Source organism: Cellvibrio sp. KY-GH-1 (genome assembly GCF_008806975.1).
Classification (GTDB): Bacteria; Pseudomonadota; Gammaproteobacteria; order Pseudomonadales; family Cellvibrionaceae; genus Cellvibrio.
In genome coordinates this window covers 5,454,478-5,473,651 of the sequence record NZ_CP031728.1, presented here as the reverse complement: position 1 = coordinate 5,473,651, position 19,174 = coordinate 5,454,478, and the positions used below count along the sequence as shown (strand labels likewise).

21 protein-coding genes are annotated in these 19,174 nt (G+C 44.5%); 2 read left to right on the top strand and 19 right to left on the bottom strand.

Annotated elements, in window-relative coordinates:
• Genes D0C16_RS22735 through D0C16_RS22725 form a run of 3 tightly spaced genes read right to left on the bottom strand, consistent with a single transcriptional unit; the run spans nucleotide 1 to nucleotide 2,677 of the window.
• Nucleotides 1-1,356: a hypothetical protein gene (locus D0C16_RS22735; RefSeq protein WP_225318821.1), complete on the bottom strand. Its 1,356-nt coding sequence runs from the start codon at nucleotides 1,354-1,356 to the stop codon at nucleotides 1-3.
• A gap of 5 nt (nucleotides 1,357-1,361) precedes the next feature.
• Nucleotides 1,362-2,018, bottom strand: a complete 657-nt coding sequence (locus tag D0C16_RS22730) for a hypothetical protein (RefSeq protein WP_151034481.1) — start codon at nucleotides 2,016-2,018, stop codon at nucleotides 1,362-1,364.
• 14 nt (nucleotides 2,019-2,032) lie between these two features.
• On the bottom strand, nucleotides 2,033-2,677 hold the full coding sequence (locus D0C16_RS22725; RefSeq protein ID WP_151034479.1) for a hypothetical protein: 645 nt from the start codon (nucleotides 2,675-2,677) through the stop codon (nucleotides 2,033-2,035).
• A 451-nt stretch (nucleotides 2,678-3,128) separates the two neighbouring features.
• Between D0C16_RS22725 and D0C16_RS22720 the strand changes: the two genes are divergently transcribed.
• Nucleotides 3,129-4,796 carry a VRR-NUC domain-containing protein gene (locus D0C16_RS22720; RefSeq protein ID WP_191968598.1) on the top strand — a complete coding sequence of 556 codons (1,668 nt, stop codon included), beginning with the start codon at nucleotides 3,129-3,131 and terminating at the stop codon, nucleotides 4,794-4,796.
• Nucleotides 4,780-7,074, top strand: a complete 2,295-nt coding sequence (locus tag D0C16_RS22715) for an ATP-dependent DNA helicase (RefSeq protein WP_151034476.1) — start codon at nucleotides 4,780-4,782, stop codon at nucleotides 7,072-7,074. Before D0C16_RS22720 ends, D0C16_RS22715 begins: the two co-directional genes overlap by 17 nt.
• A 214-nt stretch (nucleotides 7,075-7,288) precedes the next feature.
• On the opposite strand, the gene D0C16_RS22710 is transcribed toward D0C16_RS22715, so the two are convergent.
• The 16 genes from D0C16_RS22710 to D0C16_RS22635 form a co-directional block, all read right to left on the bottom strand.
• Complete coding sequence (locus D0C16_RS22710; RefSeq protein ID WP_151034474.1) at nucleotides 7,289-7,861, bottom strand: lipopolysaccharide assembly protein LapB; 573 nt, start codon at nucleotides 7,859-7,861, stop codon at nucleotides 7,289-7,291.
• A 16-nt stretch (nucleotides 7,862-7,877) separates the two neighbouring features.
• Entirely contained in the window at nucleotides 7,878-8,618 is a 741-nt protein-coding gene (gene fliP, locus D0C16_RS22705; RefSeq protein WP_151034472.1) for a flagellar type III secretion system pore protein FliP, read from the bottom strand.
• A 32-nt stretch (nucleotides 8,619-8,650) separates the two neighbouring features.
• The gene (locus D0C16_RS22700; protein ID WP_151034470.1) at nucleotides 8,651-9,061 is read right to left on the bottom strand and encodes a hypothetical protein; all 411 of its coding nucleotides are present in this window, start codon (nucleotides 9,059-9,061) and stop codon (nucleotides 8,651-8,653) included.
• Between the two features lie 4 nt (nucleotides 9,062-9,065).
• Nucleotides 9,066-9,374 carry a FliM/FliN family flagellar motor switch protein gene (locus tag D0C16_RS22695; RefSeq protein WP_225318820.1) on the bottom strand — a complete coding sequence of 103 codons (309 nt, stop codon included), beginning with the start codon at nucleotides 9,372-9,374 and terminating at the stop codon, nucleotides 9,066-9,068.
• 18 nt (nucleotides 9,375-9,392) lie between these two features.
• Nucleotides 9,393-10,196 (bottom strand): FliM/FliN family flagellar motor C-terminal domain-containing protein, encoded by an 804-nt coding sequence (locus tag D0C16_RS22690; protein WP_151034467.1) that lies wholly within the window; start codon nucleotides 10,194-10,196, stop codon nucleotides 9,393-9,395.
• A 2-nt stretch (nucleotides 10,197-10,198) separates the two neighbouring features.
• On the bottom strand, nucleotides 10,199-12,178 hold the full coding sequence (flgF, locus tag D0C16_RS22685; protein WP_151034465.1) for a flagellar basal-body rod protein FlgF: 1,980 nt from the start codon (nucleotides 12,176-12,178) through the stop codon (nucleotides 10,199-10,201).
• A gap of 32 nt (nucleotides 12,179-12,210) precedes the next feature.
• Nucleotides 12,211-12,633, bottom strand: coding sequence for a flagellar hook capping FlgD N-terminal domain-containing protein (locus tag D0C16_RS22680; protein ID WP_151034464.1), 423 nt, complete (start codon nucleotides 12,631-12,633; stop codon nucleotides 12,211-12,213).
• A 33-nt stretch (nucleotides 12,634-12,666) separates the two neighbouring features.
• Entirely contained in the window at nucleotides 12,667-13,458 is a 792-nt protein-coding gene (locus D0C16_RS22675) for a hypothetical protein (RefSeq protein WP_151034462.1), read from the bottom strand.
• A 2-nt stretch (nucleotides 13,459-13,460) separates the two neighbouring features.
• Nucleotides 13,461-13,919, bottom strand: coding sequence for a hypothetical protein (locus D0C16_RS22670; protein WP_151034460.1), 459 nt, complete (start codon nucleotides 13,917-13,919; stop codon nucleotides 13,461-13,463).
• 34 nt (nucleotides 13,920-13,953) lie between these two features.
• A complete protein-coding gene (locus D0C16_RS22665) occupies nucleotides 13,954-15,264 on the bottom strand; it encodes a FliI/YscN family ATPase (protein WP_151034458.1) in 1,311 nt (436 codons plus the stop codon).
• Nucleotides 15,261-16,073: a FliH/SctL family protein gene (locus D0C16_RS22660; RefSeq protein WP_151034457.1), complete on the bottom strand. Its 813-nt coding sequence runs from the start codon at nucleotides 16,071-16,073 to the stop codon at nucleotides 15,261-15,263. The genes D0C16_RS22665 and D0C16_RS22660 overlap by 4 nt, the downstream gene beginning before the upstream one ends.
• The gene (locus tag D0C16_RS22655; protein ID WP_151034455.1) at nucleotides 16,073-16,570 is read right to left on the bottom strand and encodes a hypothetical protein; all 498 of its coding nucleotides are present in this window, start codon (nucleotides 16,568-16,570) and stop codon (nucleotides 16,073-16,075) included. Before D0C16_RS22655 ends, D0C16_RS22660 begins: the two co-directional genes overlap by 1 nt.
• A 12-nt stretch (nucleotides 16,571-16,582) precedes the next feature.
• The gene (gene fliF / locus D0C16_RS22650; protein WP_151034454.1) at nucleotides 16,583-17,983 is read right to left on the bottom strand and encodes a flagellar basal-body MS-ring/collar protein FliF; all 1,401 of its coding nucleotides are present in this window, start codon (nucleotides 17,981-17,983) and stop codon (nucleotides 16,583-16,585) included.
• A gap of 91 nt (nucleotides 17,984-18,074) precedes the next feature.
• A complete protein-coding gene (gene fliE / locus D0C16_RS22645; RefSeq protein WP_191968597.1) occupies nucleotides 18,075-18,365 on the bottom strand; it encodes a flagellar hook-basal body complex protein FliE in 291 nt (96 codons plus the stop codon).
• Between the two features lie 5 nt (nucleotides 18,366-18,370).
• Nucleotides 18,371-18,781 carry a flagellar basal body rod protein FlgC gene (flgC, locus tag D0C16_RS22640; RefSeq protein WP_151034451.1) on the bottom strand — a complete coding sequence of 137 codons (411 nt, stop codon included), beginning with the start codon at nucleotides 18,779-18,781 and terminating at the stop codon, nucleotides 18,371-18,373.
• Nucleotides 18,781-19,161: a hypothetical protein gene (locus D0C16_RS22635; RefSeq protein ID WP_151034449.1), complete on the bottom strand. Its 381-nt coding sequence runs from the start codon at nucleotides 19,159-19,161 to the stop codon at nucleotides 18,781-18,783. Before D0C16_RS22635 ends, flgC begins: the two co-directional genes overlap by 1 nt.
• Nucleotides 19,162-19,174: the final 13 nt, after the last annotated feature.

Genomic DNA, 19,174 nt, shown 5'->3' with positions numbered 1-19,174 from the left:
TTATCCTCCCGAGCCAAGGCTCATTAACATTGGTTTGTAGCTAACAGTTTTTTGCAAAACAGTTTGTGAAACCGGGCGCAGCGCGCATACGGCTGAAACATCCAGCGTGCTGCGCAACGCCCAGTGCGTCAGTAATTTTCCCAACACAGTGCTTTCTTCTTCCGGTGTTAATTGGCTATCGGCGCGGGCCTGGCCGATAACGGCAAAAACCAGGGAGGGAGGAGCGCGGTACATCTGCGCCGGATCGCGGCGCCAGGTTTGATAAAGGATTTTCAAGCGCGAAGGTTGACGCTCATCCAGAAGCATCACCTCTTTTAGCGAACGACCGCGCAGGGTTTGTGGGCGATGGTTTGCTAGTAGATTGATAAACGTCGGGATATGCGCATCCAGTTTTCTAAGTAACTCCGCCTTTTTCGATTCCAAGCCTGCCAGCGGATAATAGGAGTTCCATTGCGCTTCCACCCTGTCCCATTGCGGATGCGGATAGAGTGCCCGCCCGATGGCACAACTCAACTTGACGCGAATCCAGGGAGCAGGATGCGGATCCTCCGTATCCACCCGAAACACAAATGGCCGCGGCAACCCAACCACACTCATCAAGCCAAGTGTCGAAGCCACGCCCGCACGGGCAACCGACCAGAAATCTGCCACTATCTCGGAAATCCAGCGCTCCCAGAGTTGCCAAGCAGTTTGTGCCGGCCCCGCCATGCCTTGTTGCTCGCGCAATGCCGGACGCAGCGAGTTCACCAGATCCAGTAACGCAGCAGCCTGATGGCCAACTTCATGAAATAGCGACGACGCTATGCCGTTACCAATCATGCGTTCGCGCGGAACCCGGATCACCGCCACCGGATTCACCCCACCACCCGGCAAGCGCGTACGCGCCCGGCGAATGGCCGCACCAACTCCGCGATCCAGATAACAAATCACTGGCGGGGATTGGTAATAGCCACCGGGAAGATGCAAGGCATCGGCTGAAGCCACGTCCAACCCCGACAGCCAGACCCCGGTTTCGTTTTCACTGCGCTGGGTGATGACATCGTTGAACAGATCAAACTTGTTTAGCACCGCGTTGAACTGCAAGCGCAAGAAGATAAAACGGCGATGCGCATCCTCGGCAGTAACGCCCTTCCCTTCCGGGCTCTTCAACCATTGCAGAAAATCAGCGGCACGCCTGCGCAACTCACTTCGCCCCTGAGCCAATACCCTCTCAATGGCCGTCTGGGATTCCGGTAGTAAGCTGGCCGCAGGCAACATGGTTTCCTGTAATGCGAAGGATTTAACCCTGCCCAGCCGGGTTAGCAGGGCGCGGGTCTCCTGTTCCAGGAACAAAGCGGTGGGTCCGGGGAGTGCCATGGCCGTCACACTCCAAACAGAATGATGCGATTGCCTTTACGCACCCAGCGACCGGATTGCCCAGCGACGGTTCGGGTTATCGCTGGCCCGCTACCACGAATTAATCCGGGTGCAAAGCGTTGCGCCGCCTGGTTAGTCGCCTGCTGCACAATACTGGCGGGGTTGGCACCGGTAGCGGTCGATGCGTTTTTCACTGCATCGGCCGCAAAGCGAACATATTGCTTGGCCAACTCGAAGGATTCGTCCTCATGGCTTAAGCCCTCAGTCTCCAGGCCCAGCATAGTTCCGGCACCGGAGCCAATCCGCTCCCCCCATTTGGCGCCGGTATCACCACCAAAATGGCGTCCCACTGCCCCTCCCACAATCGGCAGTGCCTTCTTGGCCGCATCTTTCAGTACTCCACCCAAGGCTTGACCAACCGGCGACTTAATCGCCGTGCCCACAGCACTGGCAGCCTTGCGGATAAAGCCACCAAGAAAATGATTCAGCTCTGCTTCATTGGTCACTTCCAGGAGTTCGGAGGCCAACTCCAGGATCTCGGCCTCACCAAAAACTTCCGCACTTTCACCACTCCATTCGTGTGCGGAGAACTCAAAGCTTTCACCTTCAAACGCTTCTGTTTCTGGGGAGTATTCCATAAACGTGCGATCTATATCGTGCATGGCAATCTCCTTATCTACACATTCAAAAGAACGATATTGCGGCCACGACGCACCCAGCGACCGCTGGTGCTGTTCGAGCTGCGACGCGGACTGGCACCGGACAACAAACCGGGTGCGAATACGCGAGTGGATTGCATCACCGCATTCTGAGCGGCAATTTGCGGACTGGTATTGCCCGGTGCGGCCAAGGCATTTTTAACGGTATCGCCCGCTATCCGCACAAATTGCTTAGCGCCTTCAAATTCGCGATCCTCCTGATTCAAGAACTCCGCCTCCAACCCCAATGCACTGCCGGCGTAACCCGCGAGGCTGCTGCCAATCTTTGCACCCAAAGGCCCGCCCACAAAACCACCCAAAGCACCACCCGCAATAGGCAACGCCTTTTTGGCGACGGTTTTCAAGACGCCACCTAACGCCTGGCCGATTGGGGAGCGCGCCACTTTGCCGATAGCACCGGCCGCCCTTTTTACTAATTTGCCGAGGAAATAATTGAGCTCCTCCTCATTGTTGATCTCGAGTAATTCAGCGGTTAGCTCCAGCAGCTCACCTTCATTAAAAACCTCGCCACTGCTGGCAAACTCCTCCTCGTATTCGAATTGCTCTCCTTCAAATACATTGGCTTCCGCGTTGAATTCAAAAGCATTTTCTTGCTGGTACATGATGTTTCCTCCAATTGATCAAATAATTTGTTCAGTCGGAATTAGCCTTGCCCAACATCAGCATTGGAAAATCCCTTCAGATAACTGCAAAGGGACTAGAGCAACCGCTATGCCAGCGCCCAAGCCGGCTCAACCAAAATCGCTAAGTCATTGAGGAAAAAGAATTTATTTTTAAAAACCCGATAGATCCGGAAAAATAAAAACAGCGGGAAACGAAAGGGATTTCGTTTAGGGAGAAAAACCGGGGAATGCGCGCGAAACAAATTTCGGGGGAAAAATCAAAACCATCCGCTTCAGGACAATACGGATGCGCAACCTGGTGACGAAATCACTGAGGGGGGAAAACGATCAATATGACGATCAGCCAAAAACAGGTACACTGTATATAACAACAGTAACATTTCATGCAGCAGGATCTGCGCTCACCACCGAATCCGCACAGACATTGCACATGAACAATCCACCTCGTCACCCTATTGACCTCGCGCCCGATTATTACCTGAATAATTTTCGCATTTTGCTCGATTGGGTGTACCAGCGCTACGCGGATTTATTAGACGAGCAAGAACAGCGATTTATAAAAACGTTTTATACGCTGGAACACGGTGCACAGTGCTTGCTGGTGCGCTTGTCCAGCCGCAAAGGACCATTGTTTCGGCGCGACAAACTGGATTACACCGAAATCGCCAACCTGGATTCAAGCGCACAGCAACTGATTGATGCAGGTTTATTACACAGGGATTTTCCGATTAGCCTCGATGCCCTGGCAAACGCACTGACCAAACCGGAATTATTAGCGTTATTCAGCGCCCAGCTTGCCGCTATGAAACAAGCGCGCAAGGAAGTGTTGATTCAGGAACTGCACACTCATTTTTCTGCACCGCAACCTTGGCAATTATGGACGAGTAATCAATTTGGCGACGCTTACTATCTGGATAACCAAGCCATTATCCAAACACTATTGTTGTTATTTTTTGGTAACGCCTATCAGGACCTCACCGAATTTGTGTTGCAGGATTTAGGATTATTTCGCTACGAAAATTATTCAATCGACCATCGCCATCGACTCTTTAAAAGCCGCGACGAATTAATCCAATATCAACAACTGGTGCGGTTACGAGAGCAGCTTGACGCGGATGCCAGTACCGCAATGCTCACCCAAATCGTCGAGCAAATACCTGCCGCAAGTGCAAACGAAAAGTTACAACGCCGACGCGCCAAATTAATTAACCATCTTGCTTATGAATTAGAACGAGCTGGCGAATATTTGCAGGCAGCTCAACTGTACGAGCAAAGTCATTTATCTCCAGCACGCGAGCGACGTATTCGCTTGCTGGAAAAACAAGGTGATTTTTCCGGCGCATGGCAACTGCTCACTGAACTGCTTGCAACCCCACAGGATGAACAGGAACTGCAAGTAGCGCAGCGTATCGCGCCGCGGCTCGCCAAAAAGTTAGGAATCACCTATTCAAAAAAAACTGCGGCAACGATTTACGAACAACACCTGCCCCTTTCGCCCCTGCAAGATGCACAAGGTAATACGTTAAGAGTAGAAGAAGTTGCGCGCTTATCGCTGGACGGCCCCAATGCTCCATGCGTGTATGTCGAAAACGCATTGATCGGCAGCTTATTCGGCTTATGGTTGTGGCCAGAAATGTTTGGCGATATCGAAGGTGCCTTTACTAATCCCTTTCAAGCGGCGCCACTGGATATGTATCAGGAAAACTTTACTCGCAATCGCCCCGGCATTGCGCATTTGCGCGCGCTATTTACCACTAACCAATATCAGGCCCATCTCATCCACTACTGGGAAACAAAAAATGGAATCACCAATTACTTTGTAAATTGGTCCCTGCTCGACCGGGAATTACTAGACCTCGCTTTGCAATGCATTCCTGCCGCGCACCTCAGTGTCATTTTCGAACGATTACTTTTTGACATCAAAAATAATCGCAGCGGCTTTCCCGATTTAATCCAGTTTTTCCCGGATCAACAAACCTATCGCATGATTGAAATCAAAGGACCGGGCGACCGCATTCAGGATAATCAGGCGCGCTGGCTGGAGTATTTTTCACAGCATAATATTCCCGCGGAGGTGTGTTATGTCCGCTGGGCCTAATCCTGTATTGGCTACAGAGAAACAAAAATCAGTTGCTGTTAAAACCCTGGTGGAATTTGCCGCAAAAACCGGCAGTCTGGATCGGCGTTTTACCCCCGCGCCAACAGGCCAAGAAGGTATTGAAGGCCACAAAAAAGTTACCTCCAGGCGCGGGGAAGGTTACCAAACCGAAATGAGTTTAAGCATCAGCTACAACGGCATCACTTTTCGCGGCCGCGCTGATGGTTACGACCCCGCCGCCCACTGCATTGACGAGATAAAAACATTTTATGGCGATGTGGATCGCATTCCCGAGAATCATCGCGCCCTGCATTGGGCGCAAGCCAGATGTTATGGCTGGATGTACTGTGCACTCAATGGTTGCGACCAAGTCAATTTGGCATTGATTTATTTTGAGCTGGCAACAGAAACCGAATTTTTGTTGGAAGAGAACTGGAAAGCCAGTGAACTGCAAAAATACTTCGAACTTCTAGCCGAAAAATACTGCACATGGCAAACGCAATTGAACCAGCGCCGCCATCAATTACAGCAATGGCTGGAACAACTGCAATTTCCATACGGAGAAATGCATGCTTCGCAGCGAGTCATGGCGGAAGCCGTTTATAAAGCGGCCGCCACTGGTCGGGTCGTATTAGCAGAAGCGCCAACCGGTACCGGCAAAACCCTTGCAGCACTTTTTCCTGCTCTTAAATCCATACCGCGCACGCCAGTCGATAAAATTTTTTACCTCACTGCAAAAACAACCGGCAAACAACTAGCACTGGAAAATATCCAACTTATTACCAGTGCTGCAGCAGCACCATTGCGCACATTGGAGCTTACGGCCCAGGAAAAAGCCTGCCTGGAGCCGGATAAAAAATGCCGTGGCGATTCCTGCCCCTACGCACTGGACTTTTACAGCAAACTGGAGGCTGCACGACAGGCCGCTTTTGCTACCCCGATGTTGAACAAACAAGCACTAAATAAACTCGCTGATCAATTTGAAATATGCCCGTTTTATTTGAGCTTGGAGATGAGCCGCTGGGTAGATATAGTGGTGGCCGATGTGAATTACTATTTTGATGGCACACCATTATTATTGGGATTAACCAATCAATTTGAATGGAACCCTTACCTATTAGTGGATGAAAGCCACAATTTGATTGAACGTGGGCGCAGCATGTACAGCGCCGAATTGAATCGCGCCGAGCTGCTCGCCGCCAAAAAAGTTGCACCCGCTGCGCTTAAAAAGCCGCTGGAAAAAATTAACAAAGCCTGGCTATCCCTACTAAAAAAACTAACGCAAGTAACAGATGATTTCGTCCGAATAGAAATATTACCCGAAAAACTCGGGCAAGCTCTGGTAGAGTTTACCAATAGCTATAGCGAATTTTTACAGCAGAATCCAGAGCATTCAATTCAGGAATCTATTGCGCAAGAATTCTTCTTTGCCGCACTTAATTACCAGCGAATTGGAGACATTCTTGATGAAGATTTTTGTATAGACATGCAGGCAATTGGCAGCAAAGCGGAAATAATCACGCTGCGCAATTTAATTCCTGCACAGCAGTTAGCAGTACGGCTCAGCTTTGCACACAGTGCCTGCTTTTTTTCTGCCACCCTGCACCCAAGCCATTATTACCAAACACTACTGGGATTACCGGAGGACACCGTACACATTAAGGTTCCATCACCATTTGGCGCGCATCAACTCAAGGTAAAAATCGCCCATCACTTATCGACACGCTATAAAGATCGCCAGGCAGCAATAGCACCGGTGTGCGAAATCATCCAGCAACAATTACACGAAGAACCGGGTAATGCACTGGTGTTTTTTTCCAGTTATGAATTTCTGCAGCAGGCAGAACAACAACTACGCAAACGTTTGGCTCAGCAAGACATACAACTTATTGTTCAGTCGCGACGCATGAGCGAACAGGAACGGGAAAACTTTATCGAGCAGTTCAATCAACACAATAACCTGTTAGGCCTTGCGGTGTTGGGTGGAGCATTTAGCGAGGGCGTTGATTTGTCCGGCGATGCGCTCAAAGGCGCTTTTATTGCAACTTTGGGCTTGCCGCAAGTAAATCCCATCAACGAATATTTGCGCGGCGTTTTGCAAGAGCAATTTGGCCAAGGTTATGATTTTACTTACACCTACCCCGGCATCCAAAAAGTGATTCAAGCCGCCGGCCGAGTGATTCGCAATCAAACAGACTCCGGTTATTTATGGCTGTTGGATCAACGATTCGGACAATCCCAAATTAAGGCGCTGCTGCCTGATTGGTGGAATGAGTAATATGACTACATTTAAGTTTCACCAAAAAACTCAATCCACTTTTTTCAACCACCAACGATGTATTGAATCTAATTAGCTAAAACCTTTTGAAGATTTTGCACAAAGCCCCCTGATTGGCAGGAACGACAGATCGCAGTTGCGGCGCAATTATATTACGCCCCAGAGTCAGAATATTACATCTGCAAGAAAGAAAAAATGCTCATATAGTCAAGATTTACACATCGTCCTTGTAGTTTGTTAATAGGAATTTATTATTTACTTCCAAAGTTTTAGTTACAGAATTTTTACCAGAACTATCGATTTCGCCCAATTCAAGCCGCGATAACGAAGCTATATAATTTTGCATATCCTGATTGAGAGGCTCATTAACATGATTCAACTTGATGCCTTTAGATAAAGAATCTATTGCTTCCTGATACTTGGCATCAAGACTCAATGATATGCCATGAGCAAACCAATACAGAGGGTTCTCCTCATCAACATTTTGTAAAATTGAACTTAAACAAAGCTTGGCATCATCATTTTCCGCCAAAAAAACATGCAGAAGTCCCTTTTGCAAAATAGCCATCTCACGAACTGACTCCTCGGCAATAGCAGCTTGAAAAAATTGCTTGGCCCGCTCGTACATTCCGATTTCAGCATATTCAGCCCCTAGCAAATATTGGGCTCGACCATGATATTCACCTGAATTAATTTCCTTAAGATGATTAATCGCACGATCATGAGAACCTTTCGATATTGCGTTCAGAGCTAAAAAGAAACTTTCTTCGCTATCAAAGCTACTCATACACACCACCCTGGAATTATATAAAACTATTAACTAACGCCTGAGTCACCAAAACCCAACCGTCGATCAGAATAAACATAAGTATCTTGATAGGTAAAGATATTGTAAGCGGCGGAACCATGATCATACCCATTGCCATCAAAATGCTGGCTGCAATCAAATCTATAAGCAAAAATGGAATAAATAAAACAAAACCAATTTTAAAAGCACTCTGAAGCTCGCTGATCATAAAAGCAGGAATCAATACAGAACTCCTAATATCCGCTAAACTTTCAGGCTTTGGCTGATTTGCCAAATCGAGAATAGTAACCAAATCCTTTTCTCTTGTTTGCCTTATCATAAACTCACGTAGTGGCTCCATGGCGCCTTTAAGCGCATCCTCCGTAGAAATCTGTCCCGCCTGATACGGTGTTAGGGCCTTTGTTTCGATTTGCTCTATTACAGGCATCATCGTAAAAATAGTTAAAAATATTGCCAAAGAAACCAACACAACATTTGGGGGAGTGTTAGGCATGCCAAATGCGTGGCGCAGCATGGCTAACACGATGATAATTCTGGTAAAAGCAGTCAGCATTACCACTAATGCGGGAGCAAGACTTAACACCGACAGCAGCAACAGCACCTGAAAGGCTTTACTGATACTTTGTTGATCATTTTCCTGAAAAGATATATCAACGCCACCCAAACTAAGGTCTGCGGCGCCAGCCCCGACAGAACAACAAATACATAATAAAAAAATAAAAAATTTTAGTCGCATTTCAAAAAGCCATGGCTCTATAAATCAATAAATTAAGTATTTGTTTCACTTATAGAGACGCCTGCACGCCCGACAACAAGTAAATATTTTCTCTCATCCACCGAAATTAAATAAGCGATATTATCGGCATGCAATTTTTGTCTATCCAATATTTTCAAATGCTTACCTTGCTCAAGCGGCAACAGACCAAGCCTTGAAAGCTTGTCTTTATTGCGAGAAAGAAGAAAAAAACCTGCGCATAAAATAAGTAGTGCAAAACCAAAACCACTGAATACGGACGCATAAGATTCCGCTTCTTTTTTATATGGGATACCGGCAAGATCTTTATTTGCTATAAAACTACTAGTAGATGATTCCTGTGCTGGCGCCTGTTCACTATTGTCGGCTTTGGCAAAAGGAGCTGCCAGACAAATCAATAATGACATATAAATAATGAGCTTCACGATATTAATCCAAAATATCTGTAATCTGAATTCCGAAGTTTTCGTCAACAAGAACCAAATTACCACGAGCAATTACCTTTCCGTTCAGCAATAAATCAACGGGAGCATCAGATGGTGCATTAAGCTTTAAAACAGAGTTTTTTCTGAGCTCAAAAAGTTCGGCAACAGTCACATTTGCTGAACCAATGCATACATCCAGAGATACGCTAACATCCTGGATTAATGCAATTTTACTCGAATCAACGATTTTTCCACCAAGAGATAAAGGTTCCAGATTATCCAATTCAATATTGCTGACTTCTTTACTATTCACATTTGTATCCATTATTAATTAACTCACGATTCGCAAAGCCTTATGGCCATTACTAGTACCCAAATTCCCATTACAAATAGACTGCTTCGAAGAAGCGCCTAGAGAAACCAGATCAGAAATAGAAGCATCCAGACGAATAATGTCACCTGGATTAATTTTACTCAAATCACCAATAGATATTTCAACGGTACCAAGAAATGCATTCACACTAGTAGACAGATTGGCGCACACTGACAAGCGGTCATGGATACCCCTACGAGCAACTAACGCGCCCTCCCCATCACTTCCTTTGACGGCTTTAAGGTGCCGACCATCCATTAAAACTTCAACTAATAATCCATACAGATTAACACTATAAAACAAAACCCCGGCCCCTTTTATAGCTGAGTAATGAAGCAACTCAGATTCACTTAACGGCGTCGTAACATTGCTATTTAACGCTGAAATAGCATTAGATAAATCCTGCGCAAGTGCAGCAAGTAAAATATTTGCCTCTTCATTACGAAGGGTAATTTTTTTTTGATCTCTGCTATCCGAAGAAGGCTGTACACCCAAACCAGCTAGCCACAGGTTCGAATCGGCGGTTAATTTTATAAGAGTCGACTTTGTACCAACTCGAGTTTCAAATTGAACATCCAAATCAGAGTTCCCGCAGAAATCATCGATCCGACTTCCTACAAGGCTGGCAACTCTCAGTGAAGAGGTATTCAAAGATACTTCGCCGAAAACTGATTCGCACCAACTGTGTATGCAGGAATCAATTAAATCTTTAACTTGTGCAATATCCTGGTCAGAGAATAATACGTAGGGCATTACAACCATTGTTATCTACCTACAGAATTATATAAATCTTCAATCATTTCATTGGCCACATTCAACACTTGAGAACTAGCCTGATATCCACGCTGGATAATGATGATTTGAGAAAACTCTTGGGATAAGTCCACATTCGACATCTCCAAACTTTGGGAGACCAAACTTCCCATAGAACCATCACCAGGCTTGCTTACGGTGTAATACAAATTACCTGTATTCTCGAACAAAGAACCATTCAATGATGTCAACAGTTCAGGACTATCAAACTTGGCAAGAGCGATGGTTCCAACATCCTTCTTTTCTCCGTTCGAGTATTCAATCTTAACAGTACCCTCACCGGTGAAAGACATGGATACCAAACGACCGGACAGACTTCCATCGTTTTCCTCCACAGTAATTTTTGCATCTGAAGAGTTTGACGCAGAAGATATTTGGCTAAAGTCAATTGCCACACCAGTAATGTTTCTCTCATTTGGAGTAACTGCAGCGAGCTTATGGCTATTCAGCGTTTGTCCATTAGAAAAATGCAACACTGACTGCCCGGTCGCATCAAATGAAATATCTGAAAGTGTTCCCGCACCGTAACTATCGTCTTTCAAAATATTGACGGTATTGCTGGTAGTATTCAGCACCAAACCGGGTTGATCATCGCCACCAGAAAAATCCAGATTAAAGGTCATCTTTTTTCCATCAGGACGATCTATCGTCACACCAACAGAACTATTTAAAAGATTTCCCAAACTATCAAAACCAAGATTGCGATTGGTGGTTGCAGTAATTATTTTTGATGGGTCTGTTTCATCAGTTACAGTCAAACTCCATAGATCGCCATTGGTTGTTTGCTTGGTAAAACGAACTGTTATATCAAAAAGCGCACCATTGCTGTCACGCACAGGGATCTTCATGCCTGCTTGCGATAAAGGGGGATAAATTATTTTATCTACGATTGTTGGCGGTGCAGATGACAAAACATTATAGTTTTTGTTAAGGGAGCCATTTAAAATCACATTAGAAGTTGCTTTACCTGGCATATTCTTAACGGTAGATAAATCAAACTCGATTAAATTACCGTCCGCATCCCTTCCCGCTAAAACACCACCAGACTCTGTGTGTACCAACAAGCCTTTATCATTAATAATAAAGTGTCCAGACTCAAAGAAATTCAGGTCTCCATTTACAGAGGCCACTAGTTTAGCGCCATTAGTTAGGCCTAATGTAAATTGATTCGTTAGAGAAGTCTTAGGAATTGCAACAAATGCCTTGCTAAAATCATCTTTGGAAATAAATTCGAAATCTCGAAAATTTAATATTTCATCAGTGGTATCAGACACCAAACTGCCCAGACTGTTAAAATCCAAACGGTGCGACGCTTGCAACTTGGAACCATTTTTAGAAAGGAAATCCACATCCCAACTATCTCCGGCACGCTTTGTAAAGCGTAAATCAATCTTATGGCTGGCCCCATTTTCATCAATAATTTCCACTTCAATTGCACTTGATCCCTTTGGAGGGAAAACATCACCTTCCGCAGCTCCTTTATTCAGAGCCCCCAGCATTTTTAATAGTGTTGTTTTCTTGAATTCTGCCGCGTTGAAATCATTAATATTGAAGTCAACCAAGTTGCCAGAATCATTTAATGTGGCAACACGATAACCGCTAATTGGATCGACCAGATAGCCTTCTTGATCAAACTGGAATTGGCCTGCCCGAGTAAAATATTGTTTATCCCCATCTCGAAGAATGAACAAACCAGCCCCATCAATAGCCATATCTGTTTGAACACCAGTAGAGCGCACATCGCCCGATGTAAATCTGAGCGCACTACCGCTAACATCCGCGCCTTCATCGGCATTTGAGCGATAATACAGATCGGTTGCTTTAAAACCGGGAGTGTTTATATTCGCAATATTTTTACTAAGATTATCCAACCCTCTTGCTGATACAGATAGACCAGATAGGCTTGTATATATTGAACCAAATAACGACATTTTATTCTCCCAAACTTTAATTTAACGTCCGATTATTTTGTAGTCCGCACCACAGTAACAGCTGATGGGCTAACGCGAATTACATTGTCTGCCGATATACTCACCCCGAGCGTCACATTATTTCCATTCAACTCAATCGCACTAACCGTGCCTACCGCAGAACCACCAGGAATATTGCCGCTATTAACGAGCACTTCTTTGCCAAGCAGTGACACTGACTGGTTAACCGAACTAACATCAAGAAGGCTCTCCATACTCTTACTATTTGAGTTAGCAATTTGCAATGAAGAAAACTCTGCTAGCTGAGTCAAAAACTCGCGGTTATCTACAGGTTCCAATGGGTCTTGGTAATTTAACTGGGTCAAAAATAACTTTAAAAAGTCGTCCGTGTTTACCGCTTGCTGAGGCAGACTCTGGCTTTCATTGGACACCCGTCCGATAGACTCAATCGCCACGCTAGTTACTCCCGAAATTATTAATATTGAAAGTTAGAAAATGGTTTTTCCGTTCATCAGAATTTTCTTTAGCACGCCACCGGCCAGTAATATTGCCTTAAGCGAATCCACCAATTTCTTAGTTAAAAACTTTTCGTTAACCCGATAATCCCTTGCCAAAATCACAAAACCACCTTCAGCATTCGTCAGAGACACCTGACTTGGCTGCGTAACGTTCGTATCATGCTTGATTTTCACGACGGGATTCGTAGAAGAACTGCCTGCAATATTAGTCGCAGCCCCCCTTGCAACCGCCTCACGATAATTGGAAACATTTCCAATTATCATCGGCTCGATTGTTTTAGTGCTCACAGCTTCGTTTAATTGTTGGGTAATATTGCCCTGCACGGCTTTTCTGGCCATCCCAGTGCTAGCATTCAAGAAAACTTGATGCTGCAAAGAAGCATCCGATACAGCAGAAATAGATTTTTCAATTCCTATATCCAAGCCGTTTAAAGTCGTTGGTTGATTTCCTTTTACAAGAGGAGAGTTCACAGTTTCAGCGTAGGTAAAACCAACATCCCCAAACAAGCTTTCCTTTCCTGATATAGTAAAATCACCACCCACCGAAACTTGATTTAATGGTTGTTGATTTGTAAACCCCATCTTAGAGTCGTTGCCCTGATCAAAACCATAGATCAATGCCCCATGGTCAAGATCAATATCCAATACATCAAATACCTGCTGCCAACGCTGCTTTATCGCTAATGCCTTTTCACTTTTTTGTGCTGCCTCTGTCTGGGAGTAGCCAATCTGTTTTCCGCTAAGGGTTTCGAGGATTTCCATGATTATGAGCTCCGTGCCGGGTGCGTAGCATACAAATCAGACAGTATAATTTCCTCTACTTTTATTCGTTCCATAACTATTTCTTTTTTTACAGATAGCATTTTTTGATCAAGCGATTTTTCTTTAGCTGTAAGAATTTCTACTTTTCGCTCAAGAACCTTAATCTCTGCTACTAACAAATTAGCTCTATCAACCAAACCCATTTTTATATCTTGTAATTCTTGCGCGTATTGCATGCGCTCATGCCAAAGCAAAGGGTCTAACACCTGGTTATTTCCCATCGCGTTTGCCGCCAGTTGCATCAGCCCCTGATATTCTTGCACATTAGCATCTATGCGCCTTTCTATTTCAGAGTAACTGGTCTTGAGGTTATGAATAGCCAAAATCAAATCCATTTTCTCAATCTGATTACGACGCATAATCAAATCAATCACCTTACCTTTCCCTTGTAATTTTTTCATATGTACCCTGCCATCTTTAAATACTTATCAGCAATTAGACATAACTAGAGAGCTGGGAAAAAAAGGTTCCAATATTTCGCAGTTCGCCCGGCGTTTGAGCTAATAGCCCATCAATTTTAGGCACCGCTTCCAACGCCTTGTCCAACATGGCATTTCGCCCCGCTTGATAGGCGCCCATGTCGATAAGATCTTTATTTTCCTGCAATAAGCTCATATATAACCTGGCTTTTTTTAATACCGACCTTTGATCAGCAGGTAATAAATCATTTTGTAATCGGCTAATACTTTGCAGAACATTGATTGCAGGAAACTGCCCTTTATGCGCTAAATCCCTGGTTAACATTAAATGCCCGTCCAATATAGCTCGAACATTATCGGATATTGGTTCGTTAAAATCGTCTCCTTCAACTAACACCGTGTAAAACGCGGTAATAGTGCCTCCATTTTTGTAACTACCCGAACGCTCCAGTAATTTCGGTAACGCAGAAAATGTTGATGGAGGGTATCCGCGAGCAGTAGGAACCTCACCTGCGGCCAATCCGATCTCTCTTGTTGCCATTGCAAACCTGGTCACTGAATCCATTGCCAACATCACATCAAGACCAAGATTTGCGTAATACTCAGCAATTGACGTTGCTGCATAGGCAGCCCTCGCCCTAATCAATGCTGGTTGATCTGCCGCTGCAGCTACCACAATTGTTTTACTCAATCCGGCGGTTCCTAAATCGCGCTCTATGAAGTCCAAAACTTCACGACCACGTTCGCCAATTAGTGCAATAACATTTATATCAGCTTTGCTATTGCCGGCGATCATCCCTAACAAGGTACTTTTACCAACACCGCTACCCGCAAAAATCCCCAGTCGCTGTCCCTTACCCATTGTAATGAAGCCATCGATACACGAAACTCCGGTCTCAAATACCTCGTTAATTCTACGCCTGTCCATAGGGTTGGATGGGTTTTGATACAACGGATATTCGATGTAGGTTTCGATAGGAGCTGAATCAATCAAACTGTTGCCAAACGAATCAATCACACACCCTTTTTTCCCAGTAGGCACTTTTATGGAAGCAGATCGGCCCAGTGCAATAATTTCGCTATTTAAATGAACGCCATGCAAATTGCCGTATGGGCTCAATAACACCTTGCCTTCGCGAAACCCTATAACCTCTGCTAATACTGGTTCGGATTGTGATGACGAATGAATTTCACAAAGCTCTCCCAAATAAACATCGGGCCCTTGAGACTCAAGAATTGAACCATAAAACTGGACAACACGCCCTGACCTGGTAACAGTCTCGCAAGTTCTTAACGCGCGAATAAAGGGCGTAACAACTGATGTCATTTGCGAGCTCCATCCTTTGCGATCACCAGCGCGTCTTTGATCCTCTCTAACTGGGAATCAAGCCTTGCATCCCAGATACCGTTTTCGGTTTCTATAATACAACCGCCTTTTTTCACCCTATCATCAGAGACAATATCCGCTACCCCTTGCAACTGGAACAAATTATCAGTAAGCATTTGCTTTACCAAGTCGTAGTCTTCATTGGATAAATGTAACTTTATATTTTTCCTGTCTGCAATTTTTGACACAGCGGACTGAAGAACCGCATTTAAAAATTCCGGGGTCTTGTAATACTCACCGACAATTAAAATCAACGCCTCATATGCCAAAAGAATTGAATCCTTTTGTATGAGCCCTAAATCTTCGCTTAAGCGATAATTAAATATATCCACCGCAGATACGAGTGCAACAGCCCGATCTTTGGCTTCGAGTGCAGCCTGATTAACTCCAGCCCTATAACCAATTTCATATCCTTTGCTTTTATCTCGCTCTTCTATTTCCGTTTGAGCTGCCAATAACGCTGAATATCTTGTTTGCAGCGCTTCAATTTCTCTGGTTAGCCTGGTAATTTCATCATTTAACAACCGATTTTGACCCGCCAGTTGCTCAGTTAAATTAGGGTAGCCCGCTTCATCTTGAGAATGACCCTCTGCATCCGCCCTTGCAGGTTCAATAAAATCAGCAGCAGGCTCACTCTTTGCGTGACCTAACATGGAATTGCCTTGAGCGTCCGAGCCGCCAAATTGGTCTCGTTTATAAGGAATACGCCTTACGCCATTTACCGGCAATGATTTGTATATTTCGACCATTACCGGGACCTTTCAGCTGTTTTGATTAACGCCACCCGCATGTTACTAATAACACTTAAGGAAATTGTTTTCTGCCTTTTTTTCGCTAACCCTAATATCCGTAAATACCTGGCCCTATCCACGAGCTGCGACAAAAATAGATCATCTTCTGTTGTTAAATCGGTCACCAACAGGCTTAAAAAAACATCTGAGTGCCGAGCTACTATCTTACGCAGGTTAATCGTAATGTCAGGTTCAAGTGTTAATTGAGCCGAAGATTGCTCCTGCAATATTTTGGGAGATCCAATTGCATCCGGCACGCATCCTTCAGGCTTCTCATCAAAATCAACTAAAGCATCAAGCTCGAAAATCTGATCAAATGCAATGCCATCTAATTCAGCCAGTACCGGGTCCAACTTATTTCTTTCCTGCACAGACAATTGACTGAGTATCCATTTACGATCCGCAGAGCCAATTCCCTTCAGTTTTATTGCAGCCAGCTTAACCTTGTCAGTCATGATTGATCCTACTTAGTCTGCTAACCACTGACGAATATCCAACAGCAACTTCTCACGCTGTTGCTGTGTAAGACTTGATGAGAGCCGGGTATTTTTATGACGTAGAATTACTACAAACAAAAATATCAATAACAACCCGGCCGCAATCGACAGGTAAACCAACCCATTAATTAACCATCGTGAATTTGTCTTGCCAACAATCGGTTTGGAAGCAATAACAGGATCGGCAGCTGAAGTAACAGGAGCAACAAACAGTTCCGCAGCTATAGGATTAACTTGCGTGGTTTTACTTTTATCACCCTCATGCAACGGCTTCATTGCAAACACTTCAATTCTGTCATTTCTTTCATCGCTAGTTCCAATAGCCGCAGCAACAAGCGATTTAATATGCTTTAACTGATCGCTACTTTCACTTTCCGGCACAACAACACTGACCGTTATACGTTTTATCTGTCCCGCAGTTTGTATAACACGCTCTCTTCGCTTTCCAAACTCGAAGGTTCTATCAATATTGATATCCAAGCCATCATTATCTTGCCCGGCGTGCCCGGCGCCTTGATTTTGCAAGCCCGATGACTTGTCTTTAACCAGAAACCCAATATTTTTATTTCCCGCCGAAGGCAAAAGCTCTTCTATTTCGCTTTGCCTTTCCGCAAGATCAAGGTCAACATCGATCGTAGCTGAAAAATTACCATCGCCATAAATATCAGCAAGTAAGCGCGAGGTTTTTGATAAGAAATATGCTTCCAATTGCTGCTTTTTATTCACTTGGGAAACGGACAAGGAATCATCACTTACGACTGAGAGGACAACACTGCTACTATCACTCACAACAACATCATTCTCTGCGAGACCATCAACTGCAGAGGCCACCAGCTTTTGGATTCCGTTAACCTGCTGCTTAGTCAATGTTACATTTGGCTCAAGAACGAGTGTTACAGATGCCTTGGCAGCTTCCTTTTGACGAAAAACACCTCGCTCACCTAATACAACATGGACCCTGGCCGACACCACACCTGCAGTCAGGGAGATTGTTTTTGCAAGTTCTCCTTGCAATGCACGTTGCAACAAAACGTTTTGGGAAAATTCATTTAAACCATAATCAACGGTATCGAACAATTCAAAACCTTCTTGTGGGTTTAATTCAAAACCAGTTGAGGCCAGCTTGACTTTAACATCCCGCAACTTTTCCTGATCAACCAGAATATTGCCTTGCTCATCCAATTGGTAATCGACCTTTAGCTGATCCAGACTAGCTGCTACCTGACCAATTTCTTTGTCTGTAAGTTGCTCAAATAAAGGGGCTTTACTTTCCTTATCATTAAGAATAAAGGTGGCCAATCCAGCAACTACGATGATCGCTACAAACATAACCAAGAAGAAAGTATTTTTTTTACTAGTCCATGCACTCATATCAATACTTAAGGCACCTTATTTGAAACAGGTACCTTTATACGCCCCCGACAATTGAAATCACTATTTATTAATTTGCGCATCCGCAAGTTTAAATAGACATGCGCAGCAATTCTTGCGTACCTTCTATCACTTTATTCCTAATTTGTACTGCAAGCTCAAAAGAGGTTTGTGCTTTCGATACACTCAACATAACTTGATGAATGTTGTCAGTTTCACCAACAGCAAGTTTTCTCACTTCCACATCAGCTTTTTCAATACTTGCATCTATTTGTTTAATTTCGCTATTCAATAACTTTTCAAAACTTCCCAGCTCTTTATTTGAAACGGAATTTGAAAAAAAACTGCCACTTGGTAGACCTGAAATTGGTTCAATTAACATACCCATTAACTCCCTATTTCCAATGCTTTTAATGCCATTGATTTCGCAGCATTCACCACTTGCACATTAGCTTCGTACATTCTCGTGGCGACCATCAAATCCGTCATTTCATCTATTGAGTTAACATTGGGAACCTCAACAAAACCTTTGGGGTCCGCATCAGGATGAGATGGATCAAATATTAATTTGGTGGCATTTGCCCGTTCAACTATTGCCACACTACCAATAGCGGCATTAAAGTTATCTTGAACCAATGCATTGAACCCCTGGTTCACAACCTCAAGAGGCTTATAAACCACCCCATCGGCCCCTCTGGTCGTATTTGCATTTGCAATATTCATTGCAATTACATCCAAACGTTTTTTTTGATAGTCCAAACCCGCACCGCTAATCGCAAAAATTGATTGAAGATCCATTAACCTCGACCTCCACCTGATATAGCAGACTTCAATATCTCTCCCAGCTCGCTTCTCGCTCGCAATAGGGATTGATACCTCAGGGTGTTTTCCGTCAACTGCATCATTTCTGCTTCTATCGATACACCTTCGGGCGCAGATGAAAAATTGACCATTTCTTTTTCATTAATCCGGTCTAACGCATCTCGGTAGGAAGCGATATCAGCATCGGTGCCAACTAAACCTCGCAACTCCTGCATAATCGCATCAAAGTTTAAACGCCCAGCCGCATACCCTTTCACTCCCGCATTGGCGATATTGTTTGCAATTACTTTATGATTGAAGGCTGCAATATCCAACGCTTTGGTAACTACATCTCCTGTAATACTTTCGATAAACATAAAAGCTCCAAAA